The sequence below is a fragment of the Bradyrhizobium sp. ORS 111 genome (genome assembly GCF_045571485.1).
Taxonomy (GTDB): domain Bacteria; phylum Pseudomonadota; class Alphaproteobacteria; order Rhizobiales; family Xanthobacteraceae; genus Bradyrhizobium.
On sequence record NZ_CP120701.1, the window covers coordinates 1,128,266 to 1,154,180 of the forward strand.

25 protein-coding genes are annotated in these 25,915 nt (G+C 62.8%); 12 read left to right on the forward strand and 13 right to left on the reverse strand.

Translation table 11 applies throughout. From position 1 onward, the window contains the following. Window positions 1-31: 31 nt before the first annotated feature. A complete protein-coding gene (locus tag P6U30_RS05160; protein WP_407168442.1) occupies window positions 32-811 on the forward strand; it encodes an ArsR/SmtB family transcription factor in 780 nt (259 codons plus the stop codon). Between the two features lie 369 nt (window positions 812-1,180). Here P6U30_RS05160 and P6U30_RS05165 read toward each other — a convergent pair whose 3' ends face one another. The 6 genes from P6U30_RS05165 to P6U30_RS05190 form a co-directional block, all read right to left on the reverse strand. After that, on the reverse strand, window positions 1,181-2,137 hold the full coding sequence (locus P6U30_RS05165) for an MBL fold metallo-hydrolase (RefSeq protein ID WP_407168443.1): 957 nt from the start codon (window positions 2,135-2,137) through the stop codon (window positions 1,181-1,183). A 286-nt stretch (window positions 2,138-2,423) separates the two neighbouring features. Further along, on the reverse strand, window positions 2,424-3,236 hold the full coding sequence (locus tag P6U30_RS05170) for an SDR family NAD(P)-dependent oxidoreductase (RefSeq protein WP_407168444.1): 813 nt from the start codon (window positions 3,234-3,236) through the stop codon (window positions 2,424-2,426). Between the two features lie 27 nt (window positions 3,237-3,263). Further along, the gene (locus P6U30_RS05175; protein WP_407168445.1) at window positions 3,264-4,469 is read right to left on the reverse strand and encodes an NAD(P)/FAD-dependent oxidoreductase; all 1,206 of its coding nucleotides are present in this window, start codon (window positions 4,467-4,469) and stop codon (window positions 3,264-3,266) included. 43 nt (window positions 4,470-4,512) lie between these two features. Beyond that, window positions 4,513-5,343 carry an alpha/beta fold hydrolase gene (locus P6U30_RS05180; RefSeq protein ID WP_407170358.1) on the reverse strand — a complete coding sequence of 277 codons (831 nt, stop codon included), beginning with the start codon at window positions 5,341-5,343 and terminating at the stop codon, window positions 4,513-4,515. Window positions 5,344-5,601: 258 nt separating this feature from the next. Continuing rightward, complete coding sequence (locus P6U30_RS05185) at window positions 5,602-6,555, reverse strand: helix-turn-helix domain-containing protein (RefSeq protein WP_407168446.1); 954 nt, start codon at window positions 6,553-6,555, stop codon at window positions 5,602-5,604. 62 nt (window positions 6,556-6,617) lie between these two features. Beyond that, window positions 6,618-7,367 (reverse strand): SDR family oxidoreductase, encoded by a 750-nt coding sequence (locus P6U30_RS05190; protein WP_407168447.1) that lies wholly within the window; start codon window positions 7,365-7,367, stop codon window positions 6,618-6,620. Window positions 7,368-7,511: 144 nt separating this feature from the next. Between P6U30_RS05190 and P6U30_RS05195 the strand changes: the two genes are divergently transcribed. Next, complete coding sequence (locus tag P6U30_RS05195) at window positions 7,512-9,089, forward strand: winged helix-turn-helix domain-containing tetratricopeptide repeat protein (RefSeq protein ID WP_407168448.1); 1,578 nt, start codon at window positions 7,512-7,514, stop codon at window positions 9,087-9,089. 98 nt (window positions 9,090-9,187) lie between these two features. On the opposite strand, the gene P6U30_RS05200 is transcribed toward P6U30_RS05195, so the two are convergent. Next, on the reverse strand, window positions 9,188-10,219 hold the full coding sequence (locus P6U30_RS05200) for a helix-turn-helix domain-containing protein (RefSeq protein ID WP_407168449.1): 1,032 nt from the start codon (window positions 10,217-10,219) through the stop codon (window positions 9,188-9,190). Between the two features lie 367 nt (window positions 10,220-10,586). On the opposite strand from P6U30_RS05200, the gene P6U30_RS05205 reads away from it, so the two are divergent. The 4 genes from P6U30_RS05205 (at window position 10,587) to P6U30_RS05220 (ending at window position 14,528) form a co-directional block, all read left to right on the forward strand. Beyond that, window positions 10,587-10,832 carry a helix-turn-helix domain-containing protein gene (locus tag P6U30_RS05205; RefSeq protein WP_407170359.1) on the forward strand — a complete coding sequence of 82 codons (246 nt, stop codon included), beginning with the start codon at window positions 10,587-10,589 and terminating at the stop codon, window positions 10,830-10,832. Between the two features lie 200 nt (window positions 10,833-11,032). Beyond that, window positions 11,033-11,704 carry a hypothetical protein gene (locus P6U30_RS05210; protein WP_407168450.1) on the forward strand — a complete coding sequence of 224 codons (672 nt, stop codon included), beginning with the start codon at window positions 11,033-11,035 and terminating at the stop codon, window positions 11,702-11,704. A gap of 159 nt (window positions 11,705-11,863) precedes the next feature. Next, window positions 11,864-13,297: a DUF1254 domain-containing protein gene (locus tag P6U30_RS05215; RefSeq protein WP_407168451.1), complete on the forward strand. Its 1,434-nt coding sequence runs from the start codon at window positions 11,864-11,866 to the stop codon at window positions 13,295-13,297. 220 nt (window positions 13,298-13,517) lie between these two features. Further along, window positions 13,518-14,528: a transporter gene (locus P6U30_RS05220; RefSeq protein ID WP_407168452.1), complete on the forward strand. Its 1,011-nt coding sequence runs from the start codon at window positions 13,518-13,520 to the stop codon at window positions 14,526-14,528. A gap of 63 nt (window positions 14,529-14,591) precedes the next feature. Here P6U30_RS05220 and P6U30_RS05225 read toward each other — a convergent pair whose 3' ends face one another. Beyond that, window positions 14,592-15,839, reverse strand: coding sequence for a class I SAM-dependent methyltransferase (locus P6U30_RS05225; protein ID WP_407170360.1), 1,248 nt, complete (start codon window positions 15,837-15,839; stop codon window positions 14,592-14,594). Between the two features lie 152 nt (window positions 15,840-15,991). Here P6U30_RS05225 and P6U30_RS05230 point away from each other — a divergent pair, with 152 nt between their 5' ends. Both P6U30_RS05230 and P6U30_RS05235 read left to right on the forward strand, forming a co-directional pair. Further along, complete coding sequence (locus P6U30_RS05230; RefSeq protein WP_407150352.1) at window positions 15,992-16,201, forward strand: DUF2945 domain-containing protein; 210 nt, start codon at window positions 15,992-15,994, stop codon at window positions 16,199-16,201. A gap of 12 nt (window positions 16,202-16,213) precedes the next feature. Continuing rightward, complete coding sequence (locus P6U30_RS05235) at window positions 16,214-16,762, forward strand: DUF488 family protein (RefSeq protein WP_407168453.1); 549 nt, start codon at window positions 16,214-16,216, stop codon at window positions 16,760-16,762. Between the two features lie 70 nt (window positions 16,763-16,832). Here the strand turns inward: P6U30_RS05235 and P6U30_RS05240 are convergent, their stop codons facing one another. After that, window positions 16,833-17,891: a class I SAM-dependent methyltransferase gene (locus P6U30_RS05240; protein ID WP_407168454.1), complete on the reverse strand. Its 1,059-nt coding sequence runs from the start codon at window positions 17,889-17,891 to the stop codon at window positions 16,833-16,835. Window positions 17,892-17,958: 67 nt separating this feature from the next. On the opposite strand from P6U30_RS05240, the gene P6U30_RS05245 reads away from it, so the two are divergent. Both P6U30_RS05245 and P6U30_RS05250 read left to right on the forward strand, forming a co-directional pair. After that, window positions 17,959-18,141 carry a hypothetical protein gene (locus P6U30_RS05245; RefSeq protein ID WP_407168455.1) on the forward strand — a complete coding sequence of 61 codons (183 nt, stop codon included), beginning with the start codon at window positions 17,959-17,961 and terminating at the stop codon, window positions 18,139-18,141. A 58-nt stretch (window positions 18,142-18,199) separates the two neighbouring features. After that, window positions 18,200-19,459, forward strand: a complete 1,260-nt coding sequence (locus P6U30_RS05250) for a serine hydrolase domain-containing protein (RefSeq protein WP_407168456.1) — start codon at window positions 18,200-18,202, stop codon at window positions 19,457-19,459. Between the two features lie 91 nt (window positions 19,460-19,550). Here the strand turns inward: P6U30_RS05250 and P6U30_RS05255 are convergent, their stop codons facing one another. Both P6U30_RS05255 and P6U30_RS05260 read right to left on the reverse strand, forming a co-directional pair. Beyond that, window positions 19,551-19,844: a hypothetical protein gene (locus P6U30_RS05255; protein WP_407168457.1), complete on the reverse strand. Its 294-nt coding sequence runs from the start codon at window positions 19,842-19,844 to the stop codon at window positions 19,551-19,553. 158 nt (window positions 19,845-20,002) lie between these two features. Beyond that, window positions 20,003-20,227, reverse strand: coding sequence for a hypothetical protein (locus tag P6U30_RS05260; RefSeq protein ID WP_407168458.1), 225 nt, complete (start codon window positions 20,225-20,227; stop codon window positions 20,003-20,005). Here P6U30_RS05260 and P6U30_RS05265 point away from each other — a divergent pair. Continuing rightward, on the forward strand, window positions 20,220-21,521 hold the full coding sequence (locus P6U30_RS05265) for a PQQ-dependent sugar dehydrogenase (protein ID WP_407168459.1): 1,302 nt from the start codon (window positions 20,220-20,222) through the stop codon (window positions 21,519-21,521). The two genes, P6U30_RS05260 and P6U30_RS05265, sit on opposite strands and share 8 nt — an antisense overlap. Window positions 21,522-22,150: 629 nt before the next feature. Here the strand turns inward: P6U30_RS05265 and P6U30_RS05270 are convergent. Beyond that, window positions 22,151-23,104, reverse strand: a complete 954-nt coding sequence (locus tag P6U30_RS05270) for a LysR substrate-binding domain-containing protein (protein ID WP_407168460.1) — start codon at window positions 23,102-23,104, stop codon at window positions 22,151-22,153. A gap of 118 nt (window positions 23,105-23,222) precedes the next feature. On the opposite strand from P6U30_RS05270, the gene katG reads away from it, so the two are divergent. Continuing rightward, window positions 23,223-25,400 carry a catalase/peroxidase HPI gene (gene katG / locus P6U30_RS05275; RefSeq protein ID WP_407168461.1) on the forward strand — a complete coding sequence of 726 codons (2,178 nt, stop codon included), beginning with the start codon at window positions 23,223-23,225 and terminating at the stop codon, window positions 25,398-25,400. 118 nt (window positions 25,401-25,518) lie between these two features. Here katG and P6U30_RS05280 read toward each other — a convergent pair whose 3' ends face one another. Next, window positions 25,519-25,686: a hypothetical protein gene (locus P6U30_RS05280; protein ID WP_407168462.1), complete on the reverse strand. Its 168-nt coding sequence runs from the start codon at window positions 25,684-25,686 to the stop codon at window positions 25,519-25,521. Window positions 25,687-25,915: the final 229 nt, after the last annotated feature.

Sequence of the window (25,915 nt, forward strand, 5' to 3'; positions counted from 1 at the left end):
ACTGCGTCCTCGTCGGCGTTAGGAGAAAGACATGGACACGGGACCCAAAATCGCCCAAGTCGCGGCGCTCATCGGCGATCCGGCGCGCGCCAACATGCTGAGCGCGCTGATGGATGGCCGAACGTTGACCGCCTCGGAGCTTGCCTATGTGTCTGGCGTGGCGCCGCAGACAGCGAGTGGCCATCTTGCGAAACTCAGCGACGCCGGATTGCTCGCGCTCGCACAGCAGGGCCGACGACGATATTTCCGCTTGGCCTCTCCGTCCGTCGCGCGCGTGCTGGAAGGTCTCATGGTCGTGGCGCAGGAAGGCCCCGCCCGGCAGCGCAATCTCTGGCGCGGCGGAGAGATGCTCCGACACGCGCGCACGTGCTATGACCACATGGCCGGCCGTATCGCTGTCGCAATCGCCGACCGGCTGGTCCAACAGTCATTTGTTCTGCTCGACGAGGATGGCGGACAATTAACCGATGCCGGTCGGTCATTCTTCGATGAGTTGGGCGTCGATCTTCGCCTCGCCTCCAGGCGCCGCGTGTTCTGTCGCCCCTGTCTCGACTGGAGCGAGCGGCGGCCGCATCTGGCAGGGGCGGTCGGCGCTGCCATTCTTCATCACGCGCTCGAGCACGATTGGGTCGAGCGTGTCCGGGATAGCCGCGCGCTCGTCGTGACTCCGGTTGGCGTTAGAGAACTCGCCACAACGTTCGGCATCGAGAGCGCACCCCCGACGGACGGCTGCGAAGGGCCTGTTGCATCACTGTCCCGAGGCCGGGTACCGGTTATCCCGGTTGAGTCAGCGTTCCCCGGCCGGAGGTAGCACTGCGATCAGCCGCTTCGGCCGAGAGTGCTGTCCGTTTGACATTCAGAATCACGGTGACAGTGCACTTGGTTCGCACTCCGTCAGCGCAATTTGCCGTTTGCTCTCTTGCATCGGGTAACCGGCGCATTTTGGCGGCGATAGCGCATTGCGAAGTGGCGCGCCCGACCCGATTCGAACGTGTGGCCCCCACCTTCGGAGGGCAACGGTCCTAAGCCCACAATCGCGGAACGATTTGTTCAATCGCAAGAATCGGGTGTTGCGAGCGCTGGATTTGAACCTCGCCAGGGGTTCGAATAAGCGGCGCTAGGGCGCGAACTCATCGGCACAACGAGTACGCGCCCCAGTTCGATTTAAACCGACAACCGGTCAGTAGTCCCAGAAGACCGGTACCCATCGAAACGCGTCGCCCTCCACAGCGACCCGTCCGACGGACGGGAATGGCAGGTGAGTGGCCACCAGCATCTCGCCAGTCTCAGCCAGGTCCCGCAAAAGACGGACCCGAACGCGCGCCGCCTCCTCGGGGTCGTGCTCGAAACCGTTATGCCAGTCGGGTTGCTCAAAGCCGACCGTAAACACGGCATCGCCTGCGAACGTCAGCGCCTCGCCGCCGGACGCCAGGCGGACCACGCTATGCCCGGGGGTGTGGCCGCCGGTGCGACGCACGACGACGCCTGGTGCCACCTCGTGCTCCTCATCGAACTGCCGGAGCTGATTGTGGTATTCTTTTGCGAACCGCTTGGCGGCCGACCGAAGCGCGTCCGGGAAACCCGGCGGCATGGCGGTATGGGAGAAATCGGGCGACTCCCAGAATTTGACCTCGGCGGCCGCGACATGGATCAGCAGGTCCGGACGCAGACGCTCCTTCACTCCGTCGACGAGCAGCCCGCCAATATGGTCCATGTGCATGTGGGTCAGCACCACGTCGGTTACGGACGCAAGATCGATCCCGGCGGCGTCCAGTCGCTTGATCAACTGCCCGGCCCGCGGCAAGTGCAAGTCCGGGTCGCCTCCCAATCCTGCGTCGATGAGGATGGTCCGACCGCCGCTGCGCACCAGGACTGCGTTCAGCGCCCAGTCGAAAGCGTCCTGCGGCAGGAACATATCCTTCAGCCAGGCTGCCCGGATGGCCGGGTCGGTGTTGTGTCCCAACATTTTGGTCGGCAGCGGTAGTACTCCGTCGCTGACCACCAGCACATCAATCTCGCCGACCTTCAGCGCGTAGCGCGACGGAACCAATTCGTCAGGCTTCGATCTAACGGGGTGCGCGGCAATATCGAGGTCCATGTTTGTCTCCGGCTGAGTGTTGCGGGTCATCTGGTTCATCTTTGAAAACTCCTGCGTTTGATCTGGGCGTTCTTCTGGACGGATCGCGCTTCTCGCGTGCGAAGTGCGGTCGGCGTGGTGAGGTGTTCAGAGATCGATGACACTCTCGGCGTGTCACCGTGATGATCTATCGAAGTTGACGTGCGACTGCCCCAGAGCGGTTGCGGTCCCTATCGGGCGATTGCTGCTAAGCATGCGCCAGCGCCGATTGTTGAGGCTGTCGCAGGACAAAGGCTCGCTCGCGCAACGATGGTCGGCGTTGCAAAGCGGCCGTACCGTCCTGCAACTAGGACAGTCCCAAGCCACCATCGATAGCGACGACCTGGCCTGTCATCCATTCCGAAGCTGGACCGGCAAGCCGCACGATCCACTCTGCGACGTCGTCCGGAATACCGCGCCGCCCGAGAGGGATGCGCGCGCGTTCCTGCTCCTTGACGGCAGCAGCCTGTTCCAGGGACAGCCCCATCATGCCGGTCAGAGCGCCTGATTCCGTTGGCCCCGCGGCGACGGCGTTTACCCGTACGCCAAGTGGCGCAAGCTCCAGCGCCCAGCAGCGGGTCAGGTGCTCCAAAGCCGCCTTACTGGCTGCGTAGTGGGACAGTCCAGCCGCCGGCTTATGACCGAAGGTGCTTGAGATATTGATGATCGTGCCCCGGGTTGCCTTCAGGTGAGGAAGAGCAGCGGAGGCAAGCAGAGTCGGGCCGATCACATTCACGGAGAAAATCTCCACGATCCGATCGGCTGTCGCATCGGCCAGCGGAAGGATTGCCCCTGCTCCCGCGTTGTTGACCAAGGCATCGACTTTGCCCCAGCTATCGACCGCCTTGGCGATTGTGCGCCTGGCATCTTCGGCGGAGGCGACATCTGCAACCAGGCCGGCAATGTTCGCATGTTCGGCAATCGTTTCTTCGACGGGACCGGGACGGCGGCCGGTCACGAGCACCTTATCGCCTTGTCTGGCGAACCGTAGTGCCGCCGCCCGCCCGATGCCGGAGCTGCCACCCGTCACGATGACGACTCTTTCTCTTCTCATGTTCAATTTCCTTCTTTGGTTGACTGGGCAGCCGCTATCGACCGAGGCCACCTTGCGCTCGCGCATGAGTGCGCTGCCGACGTCGTGAGCTGCCTAGAGGGCCGTTACGCGCTCCGGATCGGCCGAGGCGAGCGCGGCGGCACGCTCGGCGCACGGCGGATAGATCCACACGGTGTTGATCTCTTGCTTGGTCCTCTTGGCTGCGTCGCCGACCATTTCCACCTTGCGGTCCCAGCCGCGCGTGAAGAGTGCGCCGGCTTCTCCAAGATCGAGGCAGGTGACGTAGGCCTTCTGGTGATATGGCTTGGTCGACACGCCCAGCAGCTCCGCGGCGGCATTGTTGCCGGCGAAGGCGCCCATCCGCGTGGCGTGCTGGCACGACATCAGCGCATAGTTGCCGACGTCGTCGCAGGCCGCGCGTGCGGCATCGCCGGTGGCGAATACGCCGGCAACTCCCGGCACGCGCAAATCGCGGTCGACCAGCAACCGGCCGAAATTGTCGCGCTCGGCGGGGATTTGCTGTGTCAACGGCGCGGCGCGAATTCCCGCCGCCCAGATGACGGTCTCGGCTTCGATGTGCTCTCCGTTGGAAAGCGTGACGCCGGATTTGTCGAGCGAGGCGACGCCGGCGCCGAGCCAGGTCTCCACGCCGAGCTTGCGCAGCGCGTCCTCGATGATGGGGCGGGGGCCTTCACCCATATCGGGGGCGATTGCATTGTTACGATCGACGATGATGACGCGGGGCCTGGCATCCTTGCCCAGGACCGCACGAAGCCGTGTGGGCATTTCCGTCGCCGCCTCGATGCCGGTGAATCCGCCGCCGGCGACGACGACCGTATCGCGCCCGTTCTTTGCCGGCCGTTCGGCCAGACTGTGCAGATGACGGTCGAGCGCAACGGCATCATCGAGTTGATCGACGCTGAAGCCGTGTTCGGCAAGACCGGGAACGTTCGGACGGAACAGCCTGCTGCCGGTGGCGACGACCAGACGATCGTAGGACAGCGTCTTTCGCGTGCCCTTGGCGGTCGCGATCTGCACCATGCGCGACTTGGTGTCGACCGTCTCGGCGCTGCCCTGCACGTAGACAACGTCGATCGCCTTGAGGACGTCAGAGAGCGGTGCCGTCAGTGTCTCAGGCTTCGGTTCGTAGAGCCGCGGGCGCACCACGAGCGTTGGCTCGGGCGCGACCAGCGCGATCTCGAGTTCCTCGGGCGAAACGCCCTGGATGTCGCGCAGGCGCGCAGCGGAAAGGGCCGCGTACATGCCGGCGAAGCCGGCGCCGATGATGACTAAGCGCATGTGGTTTTCCTCACTGGTTTGTGTTTCTTCCGGTAAAAAGGAGCTAGACAGCCATGAACGAGAGCAGCGCGTCATTGACGAGGTCGGCATGAGTTGCGCACATGCCGTGAGGTAGCCTCTCGTAGATCTTGAGTGTGCCGCGCTTCAGAAGCTTCGCTGACAAAGCAGCGGAGTCGGCGACGGGCACGATTTGATCATCGTCGCCGTGCAGAACGAGCGTAGGTGCGTCGATGCTCTTCAGATCTTCGTTGAAGTCGGTCTCTGAGAACGCTTTGATGCCGTCGTGGTGCGCCTTCGCGCTCCCCATCATGGCTTGGCGCCACCAATTCCAGATAACCGCCTGCGATACCTTGGCGCCCGGACGGTTGTAGCCGTAGAACGGACCGCTCGCGAAATCGATATAGAACTGTGACCTGTTAGCTGCGAGCTGGGCGCGCAAGCCGTCGAACACTTCAGTGGGCAAGCCGCCCGGATTGGCGTCCGTCTTCAGCATCAGCGGCGTCACGGCGCCGATCAGGACCAGCTTGGCCACGCGATCCCTGCCATGACGCGCCACATAGCGCGTGGCCTCGCCGCCACCAGTGGAATGGCCGACGTGGATGGCATTGCGAAGATCAAGATGCTCAACGACCGCTGCGACATCGGCTGCGTAGTGATCCATATCGTGGCCGTCACTCACCTGGCTCGAGCGACCGTGACCGCGGCGATCGTGGGCGATGACGCGGTAGCCTTTCTCGACGAAGAAGAGCATCTGGGTGTCCCAGTCGTCGGAGCTGAGCGGCCAGCCGTGATGAAAGACGATCGGCTGGGCGAACTTCGGCCCCCAGTCTTTGTAGAAAATCTGGGCGCCGTCCTTGGTGGTGATAAAGGTCATGGGGTCGGTCCTTTGAGCGGGGTGGGTCGAAATCCTCGTTTCTTTGCCGGCGGCCGAGGTGGAGCGAACGGTTAGCGAAGTCGCATACATGAGCGTGGTCGCGAGCACCTTCCGCCGCGATGCGTTGGCAAGCCGGCTGACGGAGTTATTCCAGGCCATTCGTTTCTCTCCGTGTCGTTGGCGTGGTCACGACGAGTTGTAACAGGCCAAGTGACCCGTTGCCCCAGAGCGATTGATGTGCCTGTAGTGCGATTGCTGCTAACGTACGCGCCGCCGCCACTCGCTGGGCGTCTCGCCGGTCAGCTTCCTGAACGCCGCGGCGAAAGCGGTCTGCGAGGAATAGCCAAGCGCCGCCGCGATCGCGACGATCGATGCGTCGCTATCGCGCAGCATGTTCATCGCCTGCTCCAGCCGATATTGGCGCAGCCAGGCATGGGGCGACAGGCCAGTGCTCTCCTTGAACGCACGGCAGAAATGAAAGCGCGACAGACCGGCCTCCGAAGCAAGCGCTGCGAGCGAGACGTCCGTATCGACATCCGAACGCAAGCGTTCAATGGCGCGGACCAGTACCTTCGGCGACAGCCCGCCCATGACCGGCTGGAACGTGGTTGGCGATCCGGCGTGCGCAGCCAAAAGACGCGTGGCCAGGAGATCTGTCACTTGCTGCCTGAACAGCGCATCCAACGCCTCGTTGCCCTCCAGGACATCCGCCGCACTCAAGAGCAGTCGGGATGTGATGGTGTCGGCGTGCCCTGTTCGCTCCAGGAGAGTGCCGGGACCGGCCATATCGGCTTCGCTCGCAACCCGCTGGAGCGTTGTGTGGGGAAGATAGAGCTGAACGACGTTGACAAGCCCGGGAATATCCCATCGGGCGCTTGAGCCGGCCGGGATGATCGTCACCACACCGGAACGCGCCGTTCCGATCGCAACCGATCTCCCTGAGCGCCGCTCCAGTCGCTGCATGGAGCCGGTGTACGTCATGATGACATGATCAGCCATGGGCTCGACGACATCGTGCAGAGCTCCATGTTTCCAATGGGCGATCGTGCCGCTGGACGGATCGGAGGCCATGCGAAGTGGTGCGGTCTTGAGTACGCGCGCCATTTCCATACCTGCGGGACGCCGATCGGGGTCGGGCGGAGTCCCTTGGCGTTCGTCAGACGCGGCCGGCGGATCCTCCTGCGGAGGATCACGCAAGATAGACTTGCTCATGAGTTCGTGCTCGCAGCGGGAAGACCGTGTATGCGATGAGGAATTAGCGGCAGGCGGGCTTGTTACTTGCGGAGCCCAGCCAACCAGTCCTCGAAGCGCACTGAGCCGAGCCGAGCGTTGCCGCCAGGCGTGAGTGACCGATCATCGAGCTCTGCACCGAAATAGCGGGCGTGGATATCGGCGACGACCTTGCGTGGGTCCTTCGTCGCGACCAGATATTTTCGGGCAAAGTCATCGAGGCTGAATCGCTCCGGGCCGGCCAGTTCAACGATGCCGTTGACGGGAGCGCCGAGCGTAACGTCGGCCAGTGCGGCGGCGACGTCTTCCGATGACACGGGCTGAATCAGAGCGGGTGAGAGCCTGACGATCTGCCCATCCGCGGAAGTATCGACGATTCCGCCAATGAACTCGAAGAACTGCGTGGCGCGCAGGATCGTGTAGGGGATCCCTGACGCCCTGATCAGGTTTTCCTGCGCCAGCTTGGCGCGGAAGTAGCCGCATTCCGGAAGGCGATCGGTGCCAACAACGGACAGCGCGACATGGTGCCGCGCTTTGGCCGCGACCTCCGCAGCGAGCAGGTTGTGCCCCGAGGCTTCGAAGAACTTGAGAACCTGCCTCTCCTCGAAGGAGGGCGAGTTGGCGACATCGATGACAATTTCCGCACCCGATAGCGCCTTCTCGAGACCCTCGCCCGTAATGGTGTTGACGCCGGTGCTGGGGGCTGCTCGAATCACGTCATGGCCCTTCCGAAGCAGCCTGTCCGCAAGCTTCGTCCCGATGAGGCCAGTACCGCCAATGACGACAATCTTCATGACCCTCAACTCTTTTTCCAAGCCACCAATGGCCTTGCTGCTAAAAGCAGCGGGAGAATGCGCCCGTGCCGGCGGGAAGACCTTGCAGTCAGCTTGAATTGCCGTTGAATTTTCCTTGGACCGTTGTCCAAGTGGAGCGCGAAGGTGCAGTTTCTATTCGAGGATTATTGCCTGGACGCCGATCTGCGCGAGCTCAAGCGGGACTCAGAGCTCATCCAGATCGGCCCGAAAGTGTTCGACCTGCTGCTCTATTTGATCCGCAACCGCGAGCAGGTGGTGACCAGAGACGATCTCCTGCAGGCCGTGTGGAACGGTCGGATCGTCTCCGAGTCGACGTTGACAAGCCACATCAACGCGGTCCGCAAGGCGATCAATGACACCGGTAAAGAGCAGCGCTTGATCCGCACGGTCTCTCGCAAAGGCGTTCGGTTTGTCGGCAAGACCCAGGAGGTGAAGCCGTCCGCGAACATCTCGATCACGGATTCGACCAGCGGCGGTGAAATGCTCGGCCCCGTTCTGACCCTGCCGGACTCTCCGTCGATCGCGGTCTTGCCGTTCCGCAATCTCAGTGGCGATGTTGAGCAGGATTATTTCGCCGATGGGGTCGTCGAGGACATCATTACGGCCTTGTCGCGCATTCGCTGGCTGTTCGTGATCGCGCGTAACTCAAGCTTCACCTACAAGGGCAGGACGGTGGACGAGAAGCAGGTGGGACGCGAGCTTGGCGTGCGTTATGTCGTCGAAGGCAGCGTACGCCAGTCCGAAGGTCGGATTCGTATCACGGGCCAGCTCGTTGATACGGCAACCGGCACCCACGTTTGGGCCGAGAGATTCGAAGGCACACTCGACGACGTCTTCGAGCTTCAGGACCAGATCGCCACCAGCATCGTCGGAGCGGTCGCCTCCCAGCTCGAGCGAGCGGAGATCGAGCGCGCCAGGCGGAAACCGACCGGCAGCCTCAGTGCCTACGACAACTATTTGCGGGCCATGCCTCATTTGCATAGCGGAACGCGGCAGGCGATCGATGAGGCGCTACCGCTATTTTACAAGGCGATACAGCTCGATCCGAGGTTTGCCTCTGCCCATGCCATGGCAGCGTGGTGTCATTTCTGGCGCAAGCTAAATGGCTGGATGGCCAACCGGCCCCAGGAAATCGCGGAAGGGGTTCGATTGGCGCGCCTTGCGGTGGAATTGGGCAAGGACGACGCCGTCGCGCTCACGAGGGCTGGGCACGCGCTTGCTCATCTTGCCGGCGACCTGGACGGTGGCATCGCGCTGCTCGATAAGGCACTGGTGCTCAACCCGAACCTGGCGGCCGCCTGGTTCCTGGGCGGCTTTCTCAGAACCGAGCGCGGTGATCCCGATACCGCGATCGAATTCTTCACCCGCGCGATGCGTTTCAGTCCGCTGGATCCGGAGATGTTCCGGATGCAGGCAGGTATGGCCATGTCGCATCTGTTTGCGGGGCGCTATGATATGGCCTCGTCATGGGCCGAACAATCTTTCCGGCAATTGCCGAGCTTCTTGTTCGTGGTCGCCATCAGCGCCGCAAGTCATGCGCTCGCCGGTCGAACCGACCAGGCGGGCAGCGCACTCCAACATTTGCGGAAGCTGGATCCCACGTTTCGTATTTCCAGCCTGCAAGGTTGGATTCCTATCCGGCGACCCGAGCATCTCGCGAGATTCGTAACCGGGCTGCGCGAGGCGGGGCTGCCGGAGTGACCTCCCGGGGCCTCCGGGATGACCTCGTCCTTTGACGATTCCCGAGATGCCGTCCGCGAGGCTTGGCCGGACGGCGCAACGCTTTAGACAATCATCATCTAGCTGGGCTGCGAAGGGTCGACGTCGGCCTGTCCGTGCCTCGACCTTTCGCGAAACTCGCGCGGGCTGAATCCCGAAATCCGTCGGAAAGCGCGAGCGAAGTGGGCGGGGTCCGCATAACCCGATGAGAATGCGACATCGATGATCTTGTTCTCGGTGTCGCTGAGAAGCCGCATCGCATTGCTGAAGCGGACCTGCTCGAGCAGGCCCGAATATGTCAGCCCGGCCAGCGCCAGCTTCCTCTGCAGGCTCCTCACGCTCAGTCCAACCATCTCAGCGGCCTGCACGATCGCCGGGCCTCCTTCGTCAAGATATGACGGCAAGGTCAACTTGAGAATGCCGACGACGTCGTTGCTGAAAGGCTGTCGCTCCGTCTCGGGTACACTGGAGCGGACAACATCTGCGCGATTGGGATAGCTCAAGAATTGCAGCGGTACTTCGATCCAGGAGGCCTTCTGGCCTGACATGAAACGGGTGTCCGGCCAATGCGATTCTACTTCCTTGCTCGGTGCATAGTCGGCTTCAAACGCGATCAGTTTCGGAGTCCAGTTTGCGCCCGCGAACTGACGGACAATGTGCACGACGAATATGTTCTGAAGCCATTGGGATATCTCAAGATGCGAGATGCCCTCCGTCCCGATGAGCCTGCTGCAGATTTTCACGCGTTCGTCACATGGCTCCAGCCATAGACGCAGATTTGTATCTTCGACCGGCGCCCACTTGCACATCTGCTGAAGAGCAGCCAGCAGGGTCGGTGAATGCCGGATGCGAACCCGCATCGCATCGCTCAGATGATCGAATGAGAGCCTCTGGGCTGCGCGAAAGGCGATCTCCGACAACCCCTGCTTTTCCTGAGCGGCCATCGCAAAACGAACGGCCGGCAGCAGCGGCACGTAGTGATCCGCTTTCTCCTCCAACGACGTCGGCAGCCGAAATTTGGCGAGAAGCGCCGCCGTAGGTCCGCCGACCTCTGAATGAATTTCAGCAAATGGCATAAGAAATTGACAACGGGTCAAAGGACTGAGGGGCATTATCACCTACCCAAGAATTCTGACGCGGAGGCAGCCTAGCAGGCTGCCGAGCTTCTTGCGTTCTCGATTGTCGCGTCATGCCCGGCGTTGCGTGCAAGGTGCTCGAATATTTCCATCTGACAAAAAGCCTGGCGGCTGATGGCCAGATTGGTCTTGCAGATGTGTGTAGCCTCGCAGCATCGGTTTTCTTTCGAGGGAACATGGGCTTCACGCCTCACACAAACCGATGAGAGCTGTCCTGTTGCCTTCATCTCGGGCGGTCCGCGCGGCCATTGTCGCCTCGCTGCGACATGGTGACGCAACCCTCGGTAGCGCGGCTCGCGCCTGCAAAGTCAGCACCCGGACGTTGCAGCGTCATCTCGGCCGCATGGGCACAAGCCACAGCGCGATGCTTGCGGAGGTTCGCTTGGCCATCGCTTGCCGCATGCTCGTGGATTCAAGCAAGCGCCTGTCCGATATCGCAAAATTCCTCGGCTATACCAATGCAAGCAGCTTCAGCCGCACTTTCGTGCGTTTGATGAAAGTTCAACCCATTGTTTACAGACAGCAGCAACTCGCCCGTAAGCAGGAGCGGGCACGCCATCGCAGAGGCACGCGTGTGATTGATGACTGAAGCAATCGCCGACCATTGGCGCGAAATGGCAAGACGCGCGATCTGAATTGGCGCGAAATGCTTAGCGAAGCTGCTTGTTGAAGTTACTCAGCTCCCGAGGAGTCATTTTGAGACATGACGCAGCAGGCGCGCGAGGCGCGCCTGGAAGGCTATAGGAGCCCGCCGAGAACAACAATCCACTTTTCAGCGGAGAGAATAACATGAAACTTCGTGCTGCTCTGTTTGTATTTTGCGCCGGCGGCTGGCTCATCTGCCCCCAAGACCTTTCCGCTCAAACGGCATCCGAGCAGAAGCCGCACGTTCCGCTCGAGAAGTCGATAGGCCAGGCAAAGCCTGAAGTCGTGCCTTCCCTCTTCGTCCTCAATTCGCGCAGTGCCAGCCTGAAGGACGGCAAGCTTGTGCTGACGGGGCTTTCGCCGAATGCCATCGTGTTTGCCGATCGACCTGTTCGGGCCGCTGGTCACGATCTCACGTCTCGAATCATCGAGGACTGGGGCAACGGCAGCGACAACTTCGCCAAGGATCCTCCAAACGCGACGGTTTCCGGATTCAGGAAGGACGGATCATCGGTGGCCGACGCCGTCGTCGTGCTCAAGTCGCCCAAGCTTGAAGGCGACAAACTCACTTTCGATGTCGATGTGCTCGAGGGAGATCTTGCCGGCGCTGATGGACCGGCGTCGATCTTTATCGACATCATTGGCCGGCCATTCACGCCGTTGTCCTTCGCCGGTGTCGCCCGCCGAACCGCTTGGCGCGGTGCTTACTACCGCGGCGCGGCCATTGCAGGAGCGGCTGCTCTTGGAGCTGCGGCAGCCTATCCGTACTACTACGCGCCCCGATGCGGATACTATCCCTATCCTCCTTGCTACTGAGCAATACGGATCGAGCGCGTTCAATGACATGAGAGCCCAACTTGGAATCAAGATGCAGCCATAGCTGCGGACAGAACGCTCGACGGGTGGCGCCGAACGTCGGCGCAGCCCTCTCTGCCTCGATTTTCAAGACCATCAAATATGTAAAGGAGAGAAAAAATGAAGATCACGCGTCGCGATCTTGCGCTTGGTGGAATGAGTCTGCTCACCGGAGCGGCGATGGGACGATCGGCTGTCGCCCAGGACGGCTCTTTCGTCGGCATCGGTCAGGGCTTGGAGGACTTCTGGCTCGCGAGCGATGCTTACATCTTCGGCTATCCACTGGTGACGATGGAGATGACGCGCCGGGTCATCACCAACGTGGCTGAGCCGGTTGGAACGCGAGGGCCGATGGGCCATATCATCAAGCTGCGCCAGTATCCGGACGCTTCGTTCAGGGATGTCACCGCGCCGAACGCGGACACTCTGTACACGACGTCCTTTTTCGATGTCGGGAAAGAGCCGTGGGTGCTCAGCATCCCGGACATGAAGGGACGCTATTTCTTGATGCCGATGCTCGACGGCTGGACCACGGTGTTTCAGGTCCCAGGGAAACGTACCACCGGCACCGGGGCGCAGACTTACGCGATTACTGGACCCGGGTGGAAAGGCACGCTGCCGGCCGGCGTGAAGGAATACAAGTCAGCCACCAACATCGTATGGCTGCTCGGCCGCATCTATTGCACCGGCACGCCGGAAGACTATGCGGCGGTCCACAAGTTGCAGGACGAGTGCAGCCTCGTCCCGCTCAGCGCTTACGGCAAGCTGTATACGCCACCCGCCGGAAAAGTGGATCCCTCGATCGACATGAAGACGGCCGTCCGCGAACAGGTCAATCGCATGGACGCCGTTTCATATTTCAAGCTGCTGTGCGAGTTGATGAAGACCAATCCGCCATACGCCGCAGACGCTCCGCAGCTTGCCAAGTTTGCCCGCATCGGCATTGTGCCCGGACAGGATTTTGATGAGAGCAAGCTCAAGGCGGACTTCCTGAAGCGCGTACCGGAGGTGTCGTTCGACAGGATCATGCTTCAGTTCAAGATCAACAAAGCCATCAAGGATGAGAACGGCTTTGCCTTCACAACCAAGACCGGCATCTATGGCACCGACTATCTGATGCGGGCGCTGGTGACCGCGATCGGACTCGGCGCCAATCGTCCGCAGGATGCGGTGTACCCGGTCTCGCAGAAGGACGCGGAGGGCCAGAAGTACAATGGCGCGAACAAGTACGTCATGCGGTTTCCCAAAGGCCAACTGCCTCCCGCGGAGGGTTTTTGGTCGCTCACGATGTACGATAGCGGCTACTTCTTCGTGAAGAACCCGATCAACCGCTACTCGATCAGCGCTCGTGTAGACCTGAAGGAAAACCCGGACGGCTCGACCGATCTCTACATTCAGAAGGATTCTCCGGGCAAGGACAAGGAGTCGAACTGGCTTCCCGCGCCGGAGGGCGATTTCATACTGATGCTGCGCATGTACTGGCCGCAGGAAACGGACCCGTCGATCATCAACGGCACATGGACGGTTCCTGCCGCCAAGAAGGTCGGAGCTTGAGAGGTTGAACCGATGCCGGCCTTCAGGGGTCGGCATCGGCTCAAGTGAGCGTGCGCCGCCGAGGGGTAGACCTGTGCGGCAGACCAGATCGTTACGCGATACGCTTGGAAGGGCGGGGTGTGAGATGGGCATAGTTGGTCTTTCGAGAAAGGGGCTGCCCGGCAGGCGAAGCAAAGCAATGCCAGGAATCCGTTTCCCATTCAGAAGCTCAGTCATCGCGATGGCGATGATGATAACGTCAATCCCGTCTGGAGCCGTCCGCGCCGACGAGGGTGGCGTTTCATATTGGCTTCCCGGCCGCTTCGGCAGTCTTGCAGCGACCCCTCAGGTGCCAGGCTGGTCGATGGCGGAAGTTTACTATCACACCAGTGTAAGTGCCTTCGGCAATGCAGCGGCCGCAAGGGAGATTCAGGTCGGCAGAATCCCTGCGACGGTGAACGTCGATCTGAACCTGCATTTGAACGCACAGGCGGATCTCGTGCTGCTCAACCCGACCTACACTTTCGCAACGCCGGTGCTGGGCGGACAGCTTGCCATTGGCGTAACCGGACTGTTCGGGCGGTCGAGCGCTAACCTTGACGGAATACTGACGGCGGCAGTCGGCCCGCTGGCGCTAACGCGCACGGGCAGCATCGCCGATTCAATTACGTCGGTCGGCGATCTCTATCCGCAGGCGACTCTCAAGTGGAACGCGGGCGTCCACAACTTCATGACCTATGTGACGGGAGATATTCCGGTTGGGGCCTATAGTCCGACCCGCCTCGCCAATCTCGGCATTGGGCATGCTGCCATCGATGCCGGCGGCGGCTATACCTATTTCAATCCGCAGGCGGGACATGAGTTTTCTGCTGTCGCGGGCTTCACCTACAATTTCAAGAATCCGGATACGCAGTACCAGAACGGCATCGACTTCCACGTGGATTGGGCTGCTTCCCAGTTTCTATCCAAGCAGCTCTTCGTTGGCCTGGTGGGCTATGGCTACCAGCAGATCACCGATGATTTTGGTCAGCATCCTGCCCTGGGAGGCTTCCGGTCCCGGGTATTCAGCGTCGGCCCACAGATCGGCTTTCTGTTCCCGGTAGGCGACATGCAGGGCTTCCTGAACCTGAAGGGGTACGGAGAGTTTGCGGCGGAGAACCGCCCGGCCGGCTGGAACACGTGGCTGACGTTCTCAATTTCGCCGATGGCACCCGCCACCGTGGCCGCCACTCGACGTTCGACAACGAAATAGCTGCGCCGTCGCGGCACAGCGTGGCCGCTGCGGTCGGACTGATCGGCGCCTTCCGACGAGTGTCTATGGCTGGTGCGACGTATCGAACACCACCTGATCGTGATGCCAAAGGCGCTGAAACAACACCCGGCTCGGTTCTGTTCCGATCTTGCCCTTCACCAGGGCCGCGATCGAAAGCTCGCCGTCGATTGCCTCCACGACGCGCTTCTCGGGTGCCGTGATCGGCAAATAGATATCGGTATCGGTGTGGTGCGAGTTGATGAGGACTCCCGCTTTGCCGGGCGGTAATCGCTCCTCAACGCACAACGTTCCCGGCATGCGGATCGGCACATAGCCCAACCATGCCTCGCCCTCGAACGTGACCGCTTCATCATGATCGGCCTCGTCGTCACGATAGAGGATTGCGCTGTGTCGTAACATCGTCCCGCGAAACAGCTCCATCGCGGCGTATTGCGCGGACGGGGCAAGATCGGCCAGGCGTGGCTGGTGCGGTGTACCCCGCGGCGCGCCGCAATAGGGCAGGTAAGGCGCCTGCCGCATCCAGCGTCCGAAGCGCAATCCATTTCGGGCTGCAAAGGCGAGAAATTGCGGAACAGAATACGGGCGGTCCTGTGGATGCAGCAGGGCGTCGGCGATGCCTGAATCATACTGGAAATCGGGAGACTTCTGCAGCAGCGGCCACAATGGGTGACCTTTCGGGAGGTTCTTCAACGCGGTCATGAGATCGCGGATCTCGGACGGCGTGGAGCCGAGACCGAGCAAACGGCCATATTGCTGGATCAGATAGATCCCGGCCCGTCCGTACGGGGCGTACACCATCAGATGCATGGCTCCACGCGGAGCCAGCACGCTCCGCAAGGCGCGGAGGCCCGCATCCGGATCGGGCAGGTGGTGCAAGACGCCCGTGCAGATGATCTGGTCGAACTGCTCCGCAAGTTGCTCAGCCTGTTCGACGGGCAGTCGCTTGAGCTCGAGGTTGTCAAGTCCGTGCCTCTCGCGCAGAAGCCTCGTCTTATCAAGGCTCGCTTCGCTGACATCGATCCCGACGACCCGCGCGCGCGGCCACCGGCGCGCATGTCTCGCCGCTTGAATGGTGCCGCATCCTGCAATCAGGATCGACCGGTCTTCGCGAAATGGCTGCTTCGGCCAGAACAGATGGTGCTCGCTCTTGCGGGCCTGCCGCTCAGGCGTTTCGGCCTGATCTTCGCCGAGCTGGTCAACGGCGCCGGGGTAGGGGTGACGCTCGTAGAAATCATGCACCGCCGCGGCGACCCCGTCCGTGGGACCGTCAGTCCAATTCGCCTGCTTCACGATCAATCCGGCTCCTGCTCGAGTTGGCTGTCGCGGAGCATAGCATGATCCCCGCGGGAACTCCGCAGGCCCCCGGGTTGTTTGCAACGGCGGACGTTTCCGTGTTGCCGTTCGTGCAGTATGACAGCCAGCTATCCGAAGGACGTCTCGACATGGCCAGGAAGTTCAAGGTCGGCGATCATGTGAGCTGGAATTCCGAGGCCGGCCGAGTCTCGGGCACCATCATTGCGGTGCATACCAGCGACTTCGACTACAAGGGCCACACGCATCGTGCCTCGAAGGACGATCCGCAATATGAGATCAAGAGCGACAAGACCGATCATGTCGCGGCCCACAAGGGCAGTGCCCTTCATCCGGCGTAGTGCAGGCGGAGCGTGACGCGTCCGTTCTACACGATCGGCCACTCCACCCGAAGCCTCGAGGATTTCATCGCGCTCCTGACTGGGCCGGGGATCGAGCGCGTTATCGACATCAGGACGGTGCCGCGGTCGCGAACCAATCCGCAGTTCAACAAGGATGCGCTTCCCGAACCGCTGGCGGCCGCCGGCATCTCCTATGAGCATGTCCCTGCTCTCGGTGGGCTCCGCGGCAAGGCGCGAAGCCTGCCGCCGTCCGTGAACGGCTTCTGGAGCAATGAGAGCTTTCACAACTACGCTGACTATGCGCTGTCGGCGCCGTTTCACTCAGGTCTGCAACATCTGCGCGAGGAGGGGCACCGGCAACGCTGCGTGATGATGTGTTCGGAGGCGGTGTGGTGGCGCTGCCACCGTCGCATCGTCTCCGATTATCTCATCGCGGCTGGCGAGACCGTCATCCACATCATGGGGCAGGGCCGGCTGGAGCCGGCCCGCCTCACCGAAAGCGCGGTCGTCCGCGACGACGGCACGGTGGTCTATCCGCCAACGAGCCGCTCCGATACGTGAGACCGAACGCGAAAATCCCCTCGGCGGTTGCCGCCTCGGGGACTTCCATTCAGCAAGCTCAAGCCCGGGGTTACGGCCGCGCTTCCAGGATCAGGTTGAACGGAGTCTCGGTGGCGCGGCGGAAGCGCGTCAGGCCGCCCTGACGGGCGACATCACGCAGCCGCGCTTCGCCGGCCTGGGCGCCGAGCGCGAGGCCGACCTCCTGATCCAGCGAGGCCGGCGTGCACACCATCGTCGATGCGGCGTAGTAGAGCCGGCCGACCGGATTGAGATTGTCCTGCAACCGATCGTTAGCGAACGGCTCGATCAGCATGCAGGTGCCGTCGTCGGCCATGCTGTCGCGCGTGTGCTGGATCGCGCCCACTGGATCGCCCATGTCGTGCAGGCAATCGAAGAAGCAGACCAGGTCATAGCCGCGCTTCGGGAACGTTTTGGCCGAATGGACCTCGAAGTGCACGCGGTCGGCCAATCCTTCGGCGCGTGCGGTCTCGCGCGCGGTCGCGATCGAGCCGTCATGATAGTCGAAGCCATAGAATGTCGAGTTCGGAAAGGCCTTCGCCATCAATTGCGTCGACACGCCATGGCCGCAGCCGACGTCGGCGACAACGGCGCCGCGCTCGAGCTTCTCGGTGACGCCTTCGAGCGCAGGAAGCCATTCTTGCACCAGGTGATGCTTGTAGCCGGTGCGGAAGAAGCGCGCCGTCCCGCAGAACAGGCATTCGCTCCGCCTGTTCCAGCCGACGCCCTTGCCGGATTTGAACGCGTCGGAGATTTTCGGCTCGTCCAGAAAGGCCGCCGCGATGATGTTACCCGCGGCGCCGAGGAACACTGGACTATCCTCGTCCGCCAGTGCCATCGCCTGCTCCGGCAGCATCGAGAACGTCCCATTGACGGGATCGTATTGGACATAGCCGGAGGCCGCCTGGGCGGACAGCCATTCGCGCACATATCGTTCGCTCGTTCCGGTCGCCTTTGCAAGCTCGGCGGAGTTCATCGAGCCGCCCTTGGCGAGCGCGCGGTATAAACCGAGCTTGTCGCCGAGCAGTATCAGCGAAGCATTCATTGCCGCGCCGACGTCGCCGATCATTTTTCCCATGAAAGAGTTCAGGCGGTCGCTATCGATTTCCATCTTACTCTCCGTTGAAAAGTCAGTGGTACAGACGCAATTCCCTTCCAGGCGCTATCATAGACCCCTCGTGTTGCGGCTCGATTTCGTCGCCGGCGCAAAACAGTTTCGTCACGAGCACAGTTTTGTTACGCGGCCCGCCGCGCTCACGACGTTCGCGCATGAGGTCGAGCCGTTCTTCGCGGAAGGCATGCGCGCGTGTGACGCTGCCCACGCAAGGCCAAGCCTTGCCGCTGCTGGCAGCGTGATCTAAGCCTGCGGCCGGCGGGCAGCGCATCGAACAACAATCGCCCGCGATCCTGGGAGGAACGATGAGACGATTCATCATGGCTGCCGCGGCTGTCTTTGTCGCCGGCATGAGTCACGCGGCCCCGTTGCCCGAGGCAGAGCCCAGTCAGGTCGGCTTTTCGAAACAAGGCCTCGCGCGGCTCGACGATTTCTTTGCGCGCGAGATCGCGGCCAAGCGCGTGCCGGGCGCCGTGGTGGCGATCGCGCGCGACGGCAGGCTCGTGCATTACAAGGCTTATGGCCAGCTCGACCCGGCGAAGGACACGCCGATGCCGATTGACGCGGTGTTCGCGCTGGCGTCGATGACCAAGCCGATGACAGCGGTCGCGGGTCTCACGCTGATGGAGCAGGGCCGCCTGCCGCTGCAAGCGAAGCTCACCGAATATTATCCGGCGTTCGGCGAGATGAAGGTGGGCGTGCCGCAGCCGGACGGCTCGCTGAAGATGGAGCCGCAGGCCTCCCCGATCCACATTCACGACCTTTATCGTCACACCTCCGGCCTGATGTATGGCGGGCGACCCGACAGTTCGAGCCCGCTGGTGCGGCTCTATCCCGACGGCATCGCGCCGGCGCTCGAGGGCGACACCCAGGCCTTCATTGAGCGCATCGCCAAGCTGCCGCTGGCGCACCAGCCGTCGACCGCGTTCGAATACGGCTTCTCGATCGACGTGCTCGGCGCGGTCGTCGAACAGGTCTCCGGCCAGCGGCTCGGTGATTACCTCGCAGCCAATGTCTGGGGGCCGCTCGGCATGAAGGATGCGACCTTCCATCCGTCGGAGGCGCAGCGCGAGCGTCTTGCCCATCCATTCGCCAACGATCCACTCACCGGCAAGCCGCAGGCGATCAAGCTGCTCGATGCGCAAACCAGGTTCGATTGCGGCGGCGCCTGCTCGTTCGCCACCGTCGGCGACTATCTCCGTTTCGGACAGATGCTGCTCAACGGCGGCGAGCTCGACGGCAAGCGTATCCTGAGCCCCAAGACGGTGCATCACATGACGTCGAACCATCTCGGGCCCGAGATCAAGAACAACGTCGCCAACGTCGAGCCGCATCGCGGCGGCTTCGGTTTCGGTCTCGGGGTGGCGGTGCGGACCAGCGAGGGCCTGTCGTCGGTGCCCGGCAACCCTGGCGAGTTCACCTGGAATGGCGCCTATGGCACGCAATTCTTCTGCGATCCGCAGGAGCGCCTCGTCGTGGTGGTGGGAACGGCAGCCCCGGGCGAGCTGCGCAAATATTATCGCGAGAACGTCCAGGACATCGTCTATGGCGCGATGGTGAAGTGAGCGGCATCACTGCATCGACGTCGCTTGTGCCGGAACATGAACAAGGCCCACCGCTGGACGAGCGACGGGCCTTGGTTCTGGTCTGGGTGAATTACCACTGGCCGTAATAGTAGGGGCCGGTCAGCGTACCGTTGTTGTTGCCCTCCGGACCGACGTCGCCTTGCGTCGAGCTGGGCGTCGGGTGGTTGGCGCCATTGAGGGAACCATACCAGCCCGGTTGCGCCGGATAGTACATCACGTTTGGCTGCACGGCCTCGTAACGCGGGCCACCCCTATAATAGGGTCCGGAGTTCCCGTAGGGATAGTAGCCTTGCGCAAATGCACCTGCCGTCGTTGCGAACAGCGTGGCTGCGGCCAGTGACACAACTTTGATCTTCGTTTGCATTGCGAGCTCCTTGCTGGTGTCGCGACCAACGACCTCAATGGGCGAGCGTTCCCGCTTTTCCGATCAACTCCGATGTGAGCGAGGGCTGCGAATATCGTTCCGGGGCGTACGATCTGCACCACGTGACGAGCAGCCGCACATGAGCTGCATGGCTGGGATCAGGAAAAGAAGCCCGCCAGTGCGGCGGGCAAGGTCTCAGGGAGGAAGCGCTCACGAAGAACGCCCACCTGCAGGCTCGCCGATTCGATGAAGCCTGCGAAGATCGTATAATTACTGTCATCGGCGCCGGCATTATGCCAATGCTCGCAGGTGCCGGCGGGCCGGCCAGGGCGCGCCGCGACTGCGGTTGCGCGCGATCGGAAATGGGGGAGTTTGATGAGCATGTCCGGAATGTTTGCGCGCGTGGTGGCGGGCATCGGCGCAGTCGCGCTGGCGTGGCGGCGAATGCAGGGCGAGACGCCCAAGCCCGCCTGGGGCAGCGCGCCGGAGATTCCGACGGCGAAATCGCAAGGTGCGATTCCGACGCTCAAGATGCCGACCGCGCGCGGCTGGGACCGTGGACAAAAGCCGACCGCGGCGCCCGGGCTCAAGGTGAACGCATTCGCAGCCGGGCTCGATCACCCGCGCTGGATCAACCTGCTGCCCAATGGCGATGTGCTGATCGCCGAGGCAACGCAGATCGCGGGCACGCCGCGCACCGTGTTTCACTATGCGATGCAGGCGACGATGCGACGCGCCGCGGCGCTCGGCGTCAGCGCCAACCGCATCACGCTGCTGCGCGACCGTGATGGCGACGGTGTCGCCGAAGTGCGCGGCGCCTTCATGGAGGGCTTGAGCCAGCCGTTCGGCATGGCGCTCGTCGGCGACACCTTCTACGTCGGCAACACCGATGGCGTGGTGGCCTTTCCCTACACCGCAGGTGCGGATCGCATCACGGCGCAGGGACGCAAGCTCGTCACCTTCAAGCCCGCCGGGCACTGGACCCGCAGCCTGTTGCCGAGCGCCGACGGCAAGAGGCTCTACGCCGGCGTCGGCTCGCTGAGCAACATCGCCGAGAGCGGCTTCGAGGTCGAGGAAGGCCGCGCCGCGATCTACGAGCTCGATCTCGCCGCCGGCACCAGCCGTATCTTCGCAAGCGGCTTGCGCAACCCGGTGGGGCTCGCCTGGGAGCCGACCACCAACGTGCTCTGGACCGTGGTCAACGAGCGCGACGGCATCGGCGACGAGACGCCGCCGGATTACCTGACCTCGGTGCGCGACGGTGGCTTCTACGGCTGGCCCTATTGCTACTGGGGGCAGACCGTCGACGACCGCGTGCCGCAGGATCCGGCGATGGTCGCCGAGGCGATCCAGCCGGACTACGCGCTCGGCGGCCACACTGCCTCGCTCGGCCTGTGCTGGATGCCTTCAAATACGTTGCCGGGCTTTCCCGACGGCATGGTGATCGGCCAGCACGGCTCGTGGAATCGTTCGACGCTGTCCGGCTACAAGGTCGTGTTCGTGCCGTTCGAGAACGGCCGGCCCTCGGGTCCTGCGCGTGACATCCTGTCGGGCTTTCTCGCGCCCGATGAGAAGGTATCCTACGGCCGCCCGGTCGGCGTCGCGCTCGGCCCGGACGACTCGCTGCTGGTGGCCGACGACGTCGGCAACGTGATCTGGCGCGTGACCGGCGCATAGGTCGCGCCGCGACATTCGGCCCAGGCTGCCAACCAAGCCCAGTCTCGCCGGGGCGAGCACGTATAAGCCGTGACCCATCGCGCAGGGAAAGCCGGGCTTGCTCCGGTTTCACCTGTGGTCCTACCCCGGTGCTATTTTTACTGCACCGGGTCTATGTGCGATCGGCACCCGGCTTTCCCTGCGCCCTCTACCTGATGAGGGCGAAACGAACAGCAAAGCTCGGACAAAACATGTCGCGAGAATGCGAATGTGACTCAAACGCTGCGCCACATACTCGCTGTCGTCCCGGCCTTGAGCCGGGACCCATAACCACGACTGCGCATTGTCTTGCGAGGTTGGAGCCACAGTGCGCTTCAGCAACGCAATCCCATGGTTATGGGTCCCTGCTTTCGCAGGGACGACAGCGGAGAACTTGGCACTGTCGCGAGGTCATGCCGGACTTTCGCGGGTGATGACAGTGTACAGCTTGAGACGCGAACTCGGAACTATCCTTGTCATTGCGAGGCGTGCGGCGCCGCGACAATCCATGGTCCCGCATATGCAGAGCAATGGATTGACGGCGTGAGACATCGAGCGAGAACTATCCGCGGCGTCGTCCCGGCCTGCGCGGGACGACGGAACGAGCAGCGCTACTTTCGCCGCATCGCGCGCTTGGTCGCCTCCTTCACGCCGCCATCCGCCTTCGGTGCGTGCAGCGCGTCGGCGGCGAGCGAGACCACTTCGGCAATCTGCTGGAGCTGTGCGGCGAGCGGGCTGGTCTTGCGCCAGACCATGCCGATGGTGCGCGAGGGCTGCGGATTCCTGAAGCGCGAGACCACGACCGGCGCCGAGCGCGTTTCCACCGCAACCGCCATTTCCGGAATCAGGGTGACGCCGATGCCGGCGCCGACCATCTGAACCAGAGTCGACAGCGAGCTCGCATCCAGCACCTCGCGCGGCGGCGAGGACTGCATGTTGCAGAACGACAGCGCCTGGTCGCGGAAACAGTGGCCTTCCTCGAGCAGCAAGAGCCGCATGTCGCGCAACCGTTCGCTGCTCGGCACCGGCGTTCCGGCCTCGGCACCCGGCCGGACCAGCAGGAAGTTTTCAGAGAACAGCGCGACCTCGGTCAGCGACGGCTCCGACACCGGGAGCGCCACGATCGCGGTATCGAGCCGGCCCTCGGAGACCTCCTTGATCAGCTTCGGCGTCAGCGTCTCGCGGACATGGATGTCGAGCTCGGGATGCAGCCGCGCGAGATTTTCGATCACCCTGGGCAGAAGATACGGCGCGATCGTCGGAATCATGCCGACGCGCAAGCGCCCGGCGAGCCGGTCGCGCGAGGCGCGCGCGAAGTCGCCGAGCTCGTCGACCGAGCGCAGGATGTCGCGCACGCGATGCAAGAGTTCCTCGCCGAATTTGGTCAGCGTCACCTGTCGCGCGCCACGCTCGAGCAGCACGCCGCCGAGCGCCTGTTCCATTTCCCGGATCTGCATCGACAGCGCCGGCTGCGAGATCGCGCAGGCGTCGGCGGCGCGCCCGAAATGACCGTGGCGGGCCAGCGCATCGAAATATCTGAGTTGCCGGAGTGTGACGTTTATCATCAGATTATCTTATCGATGCGATCATTAAAGTCAATTTCACCTGATGGAATCGGACGCGTAGACTCATTCTTGGAAGAGCTCCAGCAGATTCCAGAATCCATCACCTCGGAGAAGAAACATGGACGCAAAAACCGACGAAGGCGCGGGCAAATGCCCATTTACGGGCACCCGCGGACACACGAATCGTGACTGGTGGCCCAACACGCTCGACGTCCAGGTCCTGCATCACAATTCCAACCTGTCCGACCCGATGGGTAAGGAGTTCGACTACGCGAAGGAGTTCAAGACTCTCGACCTCAACGCGGTCATCAAGGACCTGCACGCCCTGATGACGGAGTCGCAGGAATGGTGGCCCGCCGACTACGGCCACTACGGCGGCCTCATGATCCGCATGGCCTGGCACAGCGCGGGCACCTACCGCATCACCGACGGCCGCGGCGGCGCCGGTGCCGGTCAGCAGCGCTTCGCCCCGCTGAACAGTTGGCCTGACAACGCCAACCTCGACAAGGCGCGCCGGCTGCTGTGGCCGATCAAGCAGAAATACGGCCGCAAGATCTCCTGGGCCGACCTGATGGTCCTGGCAGGCAATGTCGCGCTGGAGTCGATGGGCTTCAAGACCTTCGGCTTCGCCGGCGGTCGTGCCGACGTTTGGGAGCCGGAAGAGCTGTACTGGGGTCCGGAGGGCACCTGGCTCGGCGACGAGCGCTACAGCGGCGAGCGTCAGCTCTCGGAGCCGCTCGGCGCCGTGCAGATGGGCCTGATCTACGTCAACCCGGAAGGCCCAAACGGTAATCCGGACCCGGTCGCTGCGGCGAAGGACATCCGCGAGACGTTCTTCCGCATGGCGATGAACGACGAGGAGACCGTCGCGCTGATCGCCGGCGGCCACACCTTCGGCAAGACCCACGGCGCGGGCGATCCGTCGCTGATCGGTCCGGAGCCGGAAGGCGCGGCACTCGAAGACCAGGGCCTGGGCTGGAAGAGCAAGTTCGGCACCGGCGTCGGTGCTGACGCGATCACCGGCGGTCCGGAAGTGGTGTGGTCGCAGTCCCCGACCAAGTGGAGCAACTACTTCTTCGAGAACCTGTTCAAGTACGAATGGGAGCTGACGAAGAGCCCGGCAGGTGCGCAGCAATGGGTGGCGAAGGGCGCGGACGCGATCATTCCGGATCCGTTCGACCCGTCGAAGAAGCGCAAGCCGACCATGCTGACCACCGACCTGTCGCTGCGCATGGACCCGGCCTACGAGAAGATCTCGCGCCGGTTCTACGAGCATCCTGACCAGTTCGCGGACGCTTTCGCCCGCGCCTGGTTCAAGCTCACGCACCGTGACATGGGCCCGATCCAGCGCTACCTCGGCCCGCTGGTGCCAAAGGAGACGCTGATCTGGCAGGACCCGGTCCCGGCGCTCGATCATGCCGTGATCGACGACAAGGATACCGAAGCGCTCAAGGCGAAGATTCTCGCTTTGGGTCTGTCGGTGTCCGAACTGGTGTCGACGGCCTGGGCGTCGGCGTCCACCTTCCGCGGTTCCGACAAGCGCGGCGGTGCCAACGGTGCGCGCATCCGTCTCGCTCCGCAGAAGGACTGGGACGTCAACGAGCCTGCGCAGCTCAAGGGAGTGCTCGGCAAGCTCGAAGCCATCCAGAAGGAGTTCAACGCCGGCGGCAAGAAGGTCTCGCTCGCCGACTTGATCGTGCTCGGCGGCGTCGCTGCCGTCGAGAAGGCGGCGAAGGATGGCGGCACCGACGTGAAGGTTCCCTTCACGCCCGGGCGTACCGATGCGTCGCAGGAGCAGACCGATGCTCCGTCGTTCGCGCCGCTCGAGCCGCGGGCTGACGGCTTCCGCAACTATATCAGCGGCAAGCCGCAGTTCATGACGCCCGAAGAGGCGCTGGTGGACCGCGCGCAGCTCCTGAAGCTGACCGGACCGGAGCTGACCGTTCTGGTCGGCGGCTTGCGCGTGCTCGGTGCCAACGCCAAGAAGTCCAAGCACGGCGTCTTCACCGGCAAGCCGGGCACGCTGACCAACGACTTCTTCCTCAACCTGCTCGACATGGGGACGAAGTGGAACGATGTCGGCGAGGGCGTCTACGAGGGCCGTGACCGCAAGAGCAATGCGCTCAAGTGGACCGGCACCCGCATCGACCTGGTGTTCGGCTCGCACTCGCAACTGCGCGCGTTCGCGGAGGTCTACGGCTCCGCCGACGCCAAGGAGAAGTTCGTCAAGGACTTCGTCGCGGCGTGGACCAAGGTGATGAACGCCGATCGCTTCGACCTGGTCGGCCACAAGTAAGCGGCCGGCAATGACGATCCTTCAGGGCGGCGCCTCGGCGCCGCCCTGATTCATTTCGAGGCTGAATTTGAAGACGAAAGGCTTTCCGCGCTTCGCCACTCCGCTCAGTCGTGGAGCTTCATATCCCGATCATCTCGTCGAACTCCGCCTGCGTCGGAATCGCCGGCGTGGCCTGGGTCACGCGGCTCGCGTAGCTGCTATCGCACTGCGCGGCCTCGCGCCGAGGCTCGAAGATCGCGGTCAGGCTTGCCCAGCACACGAGCAGCGCCACGATCCAGTCGAGCATCTTGGATGCCGTCATTGCAGCACCAGCGTCCGCATTGTCATGCGCTGATGGTGCAGCCGGGCAGAGGCGCGCGCAATTCGGAAGCTGCGAAACGTAGCTTCGGCAAGACCGAGCGGAGTGCCGGTTCAAGACCGGTGCCAGACGCCGTCATTGCGAGCTACCGGGTCGCGCGAATGCGCGCCCGATGACAGGCTCCGCGAAGCAATCCATCGTGCCGCGAGCGGAGAGA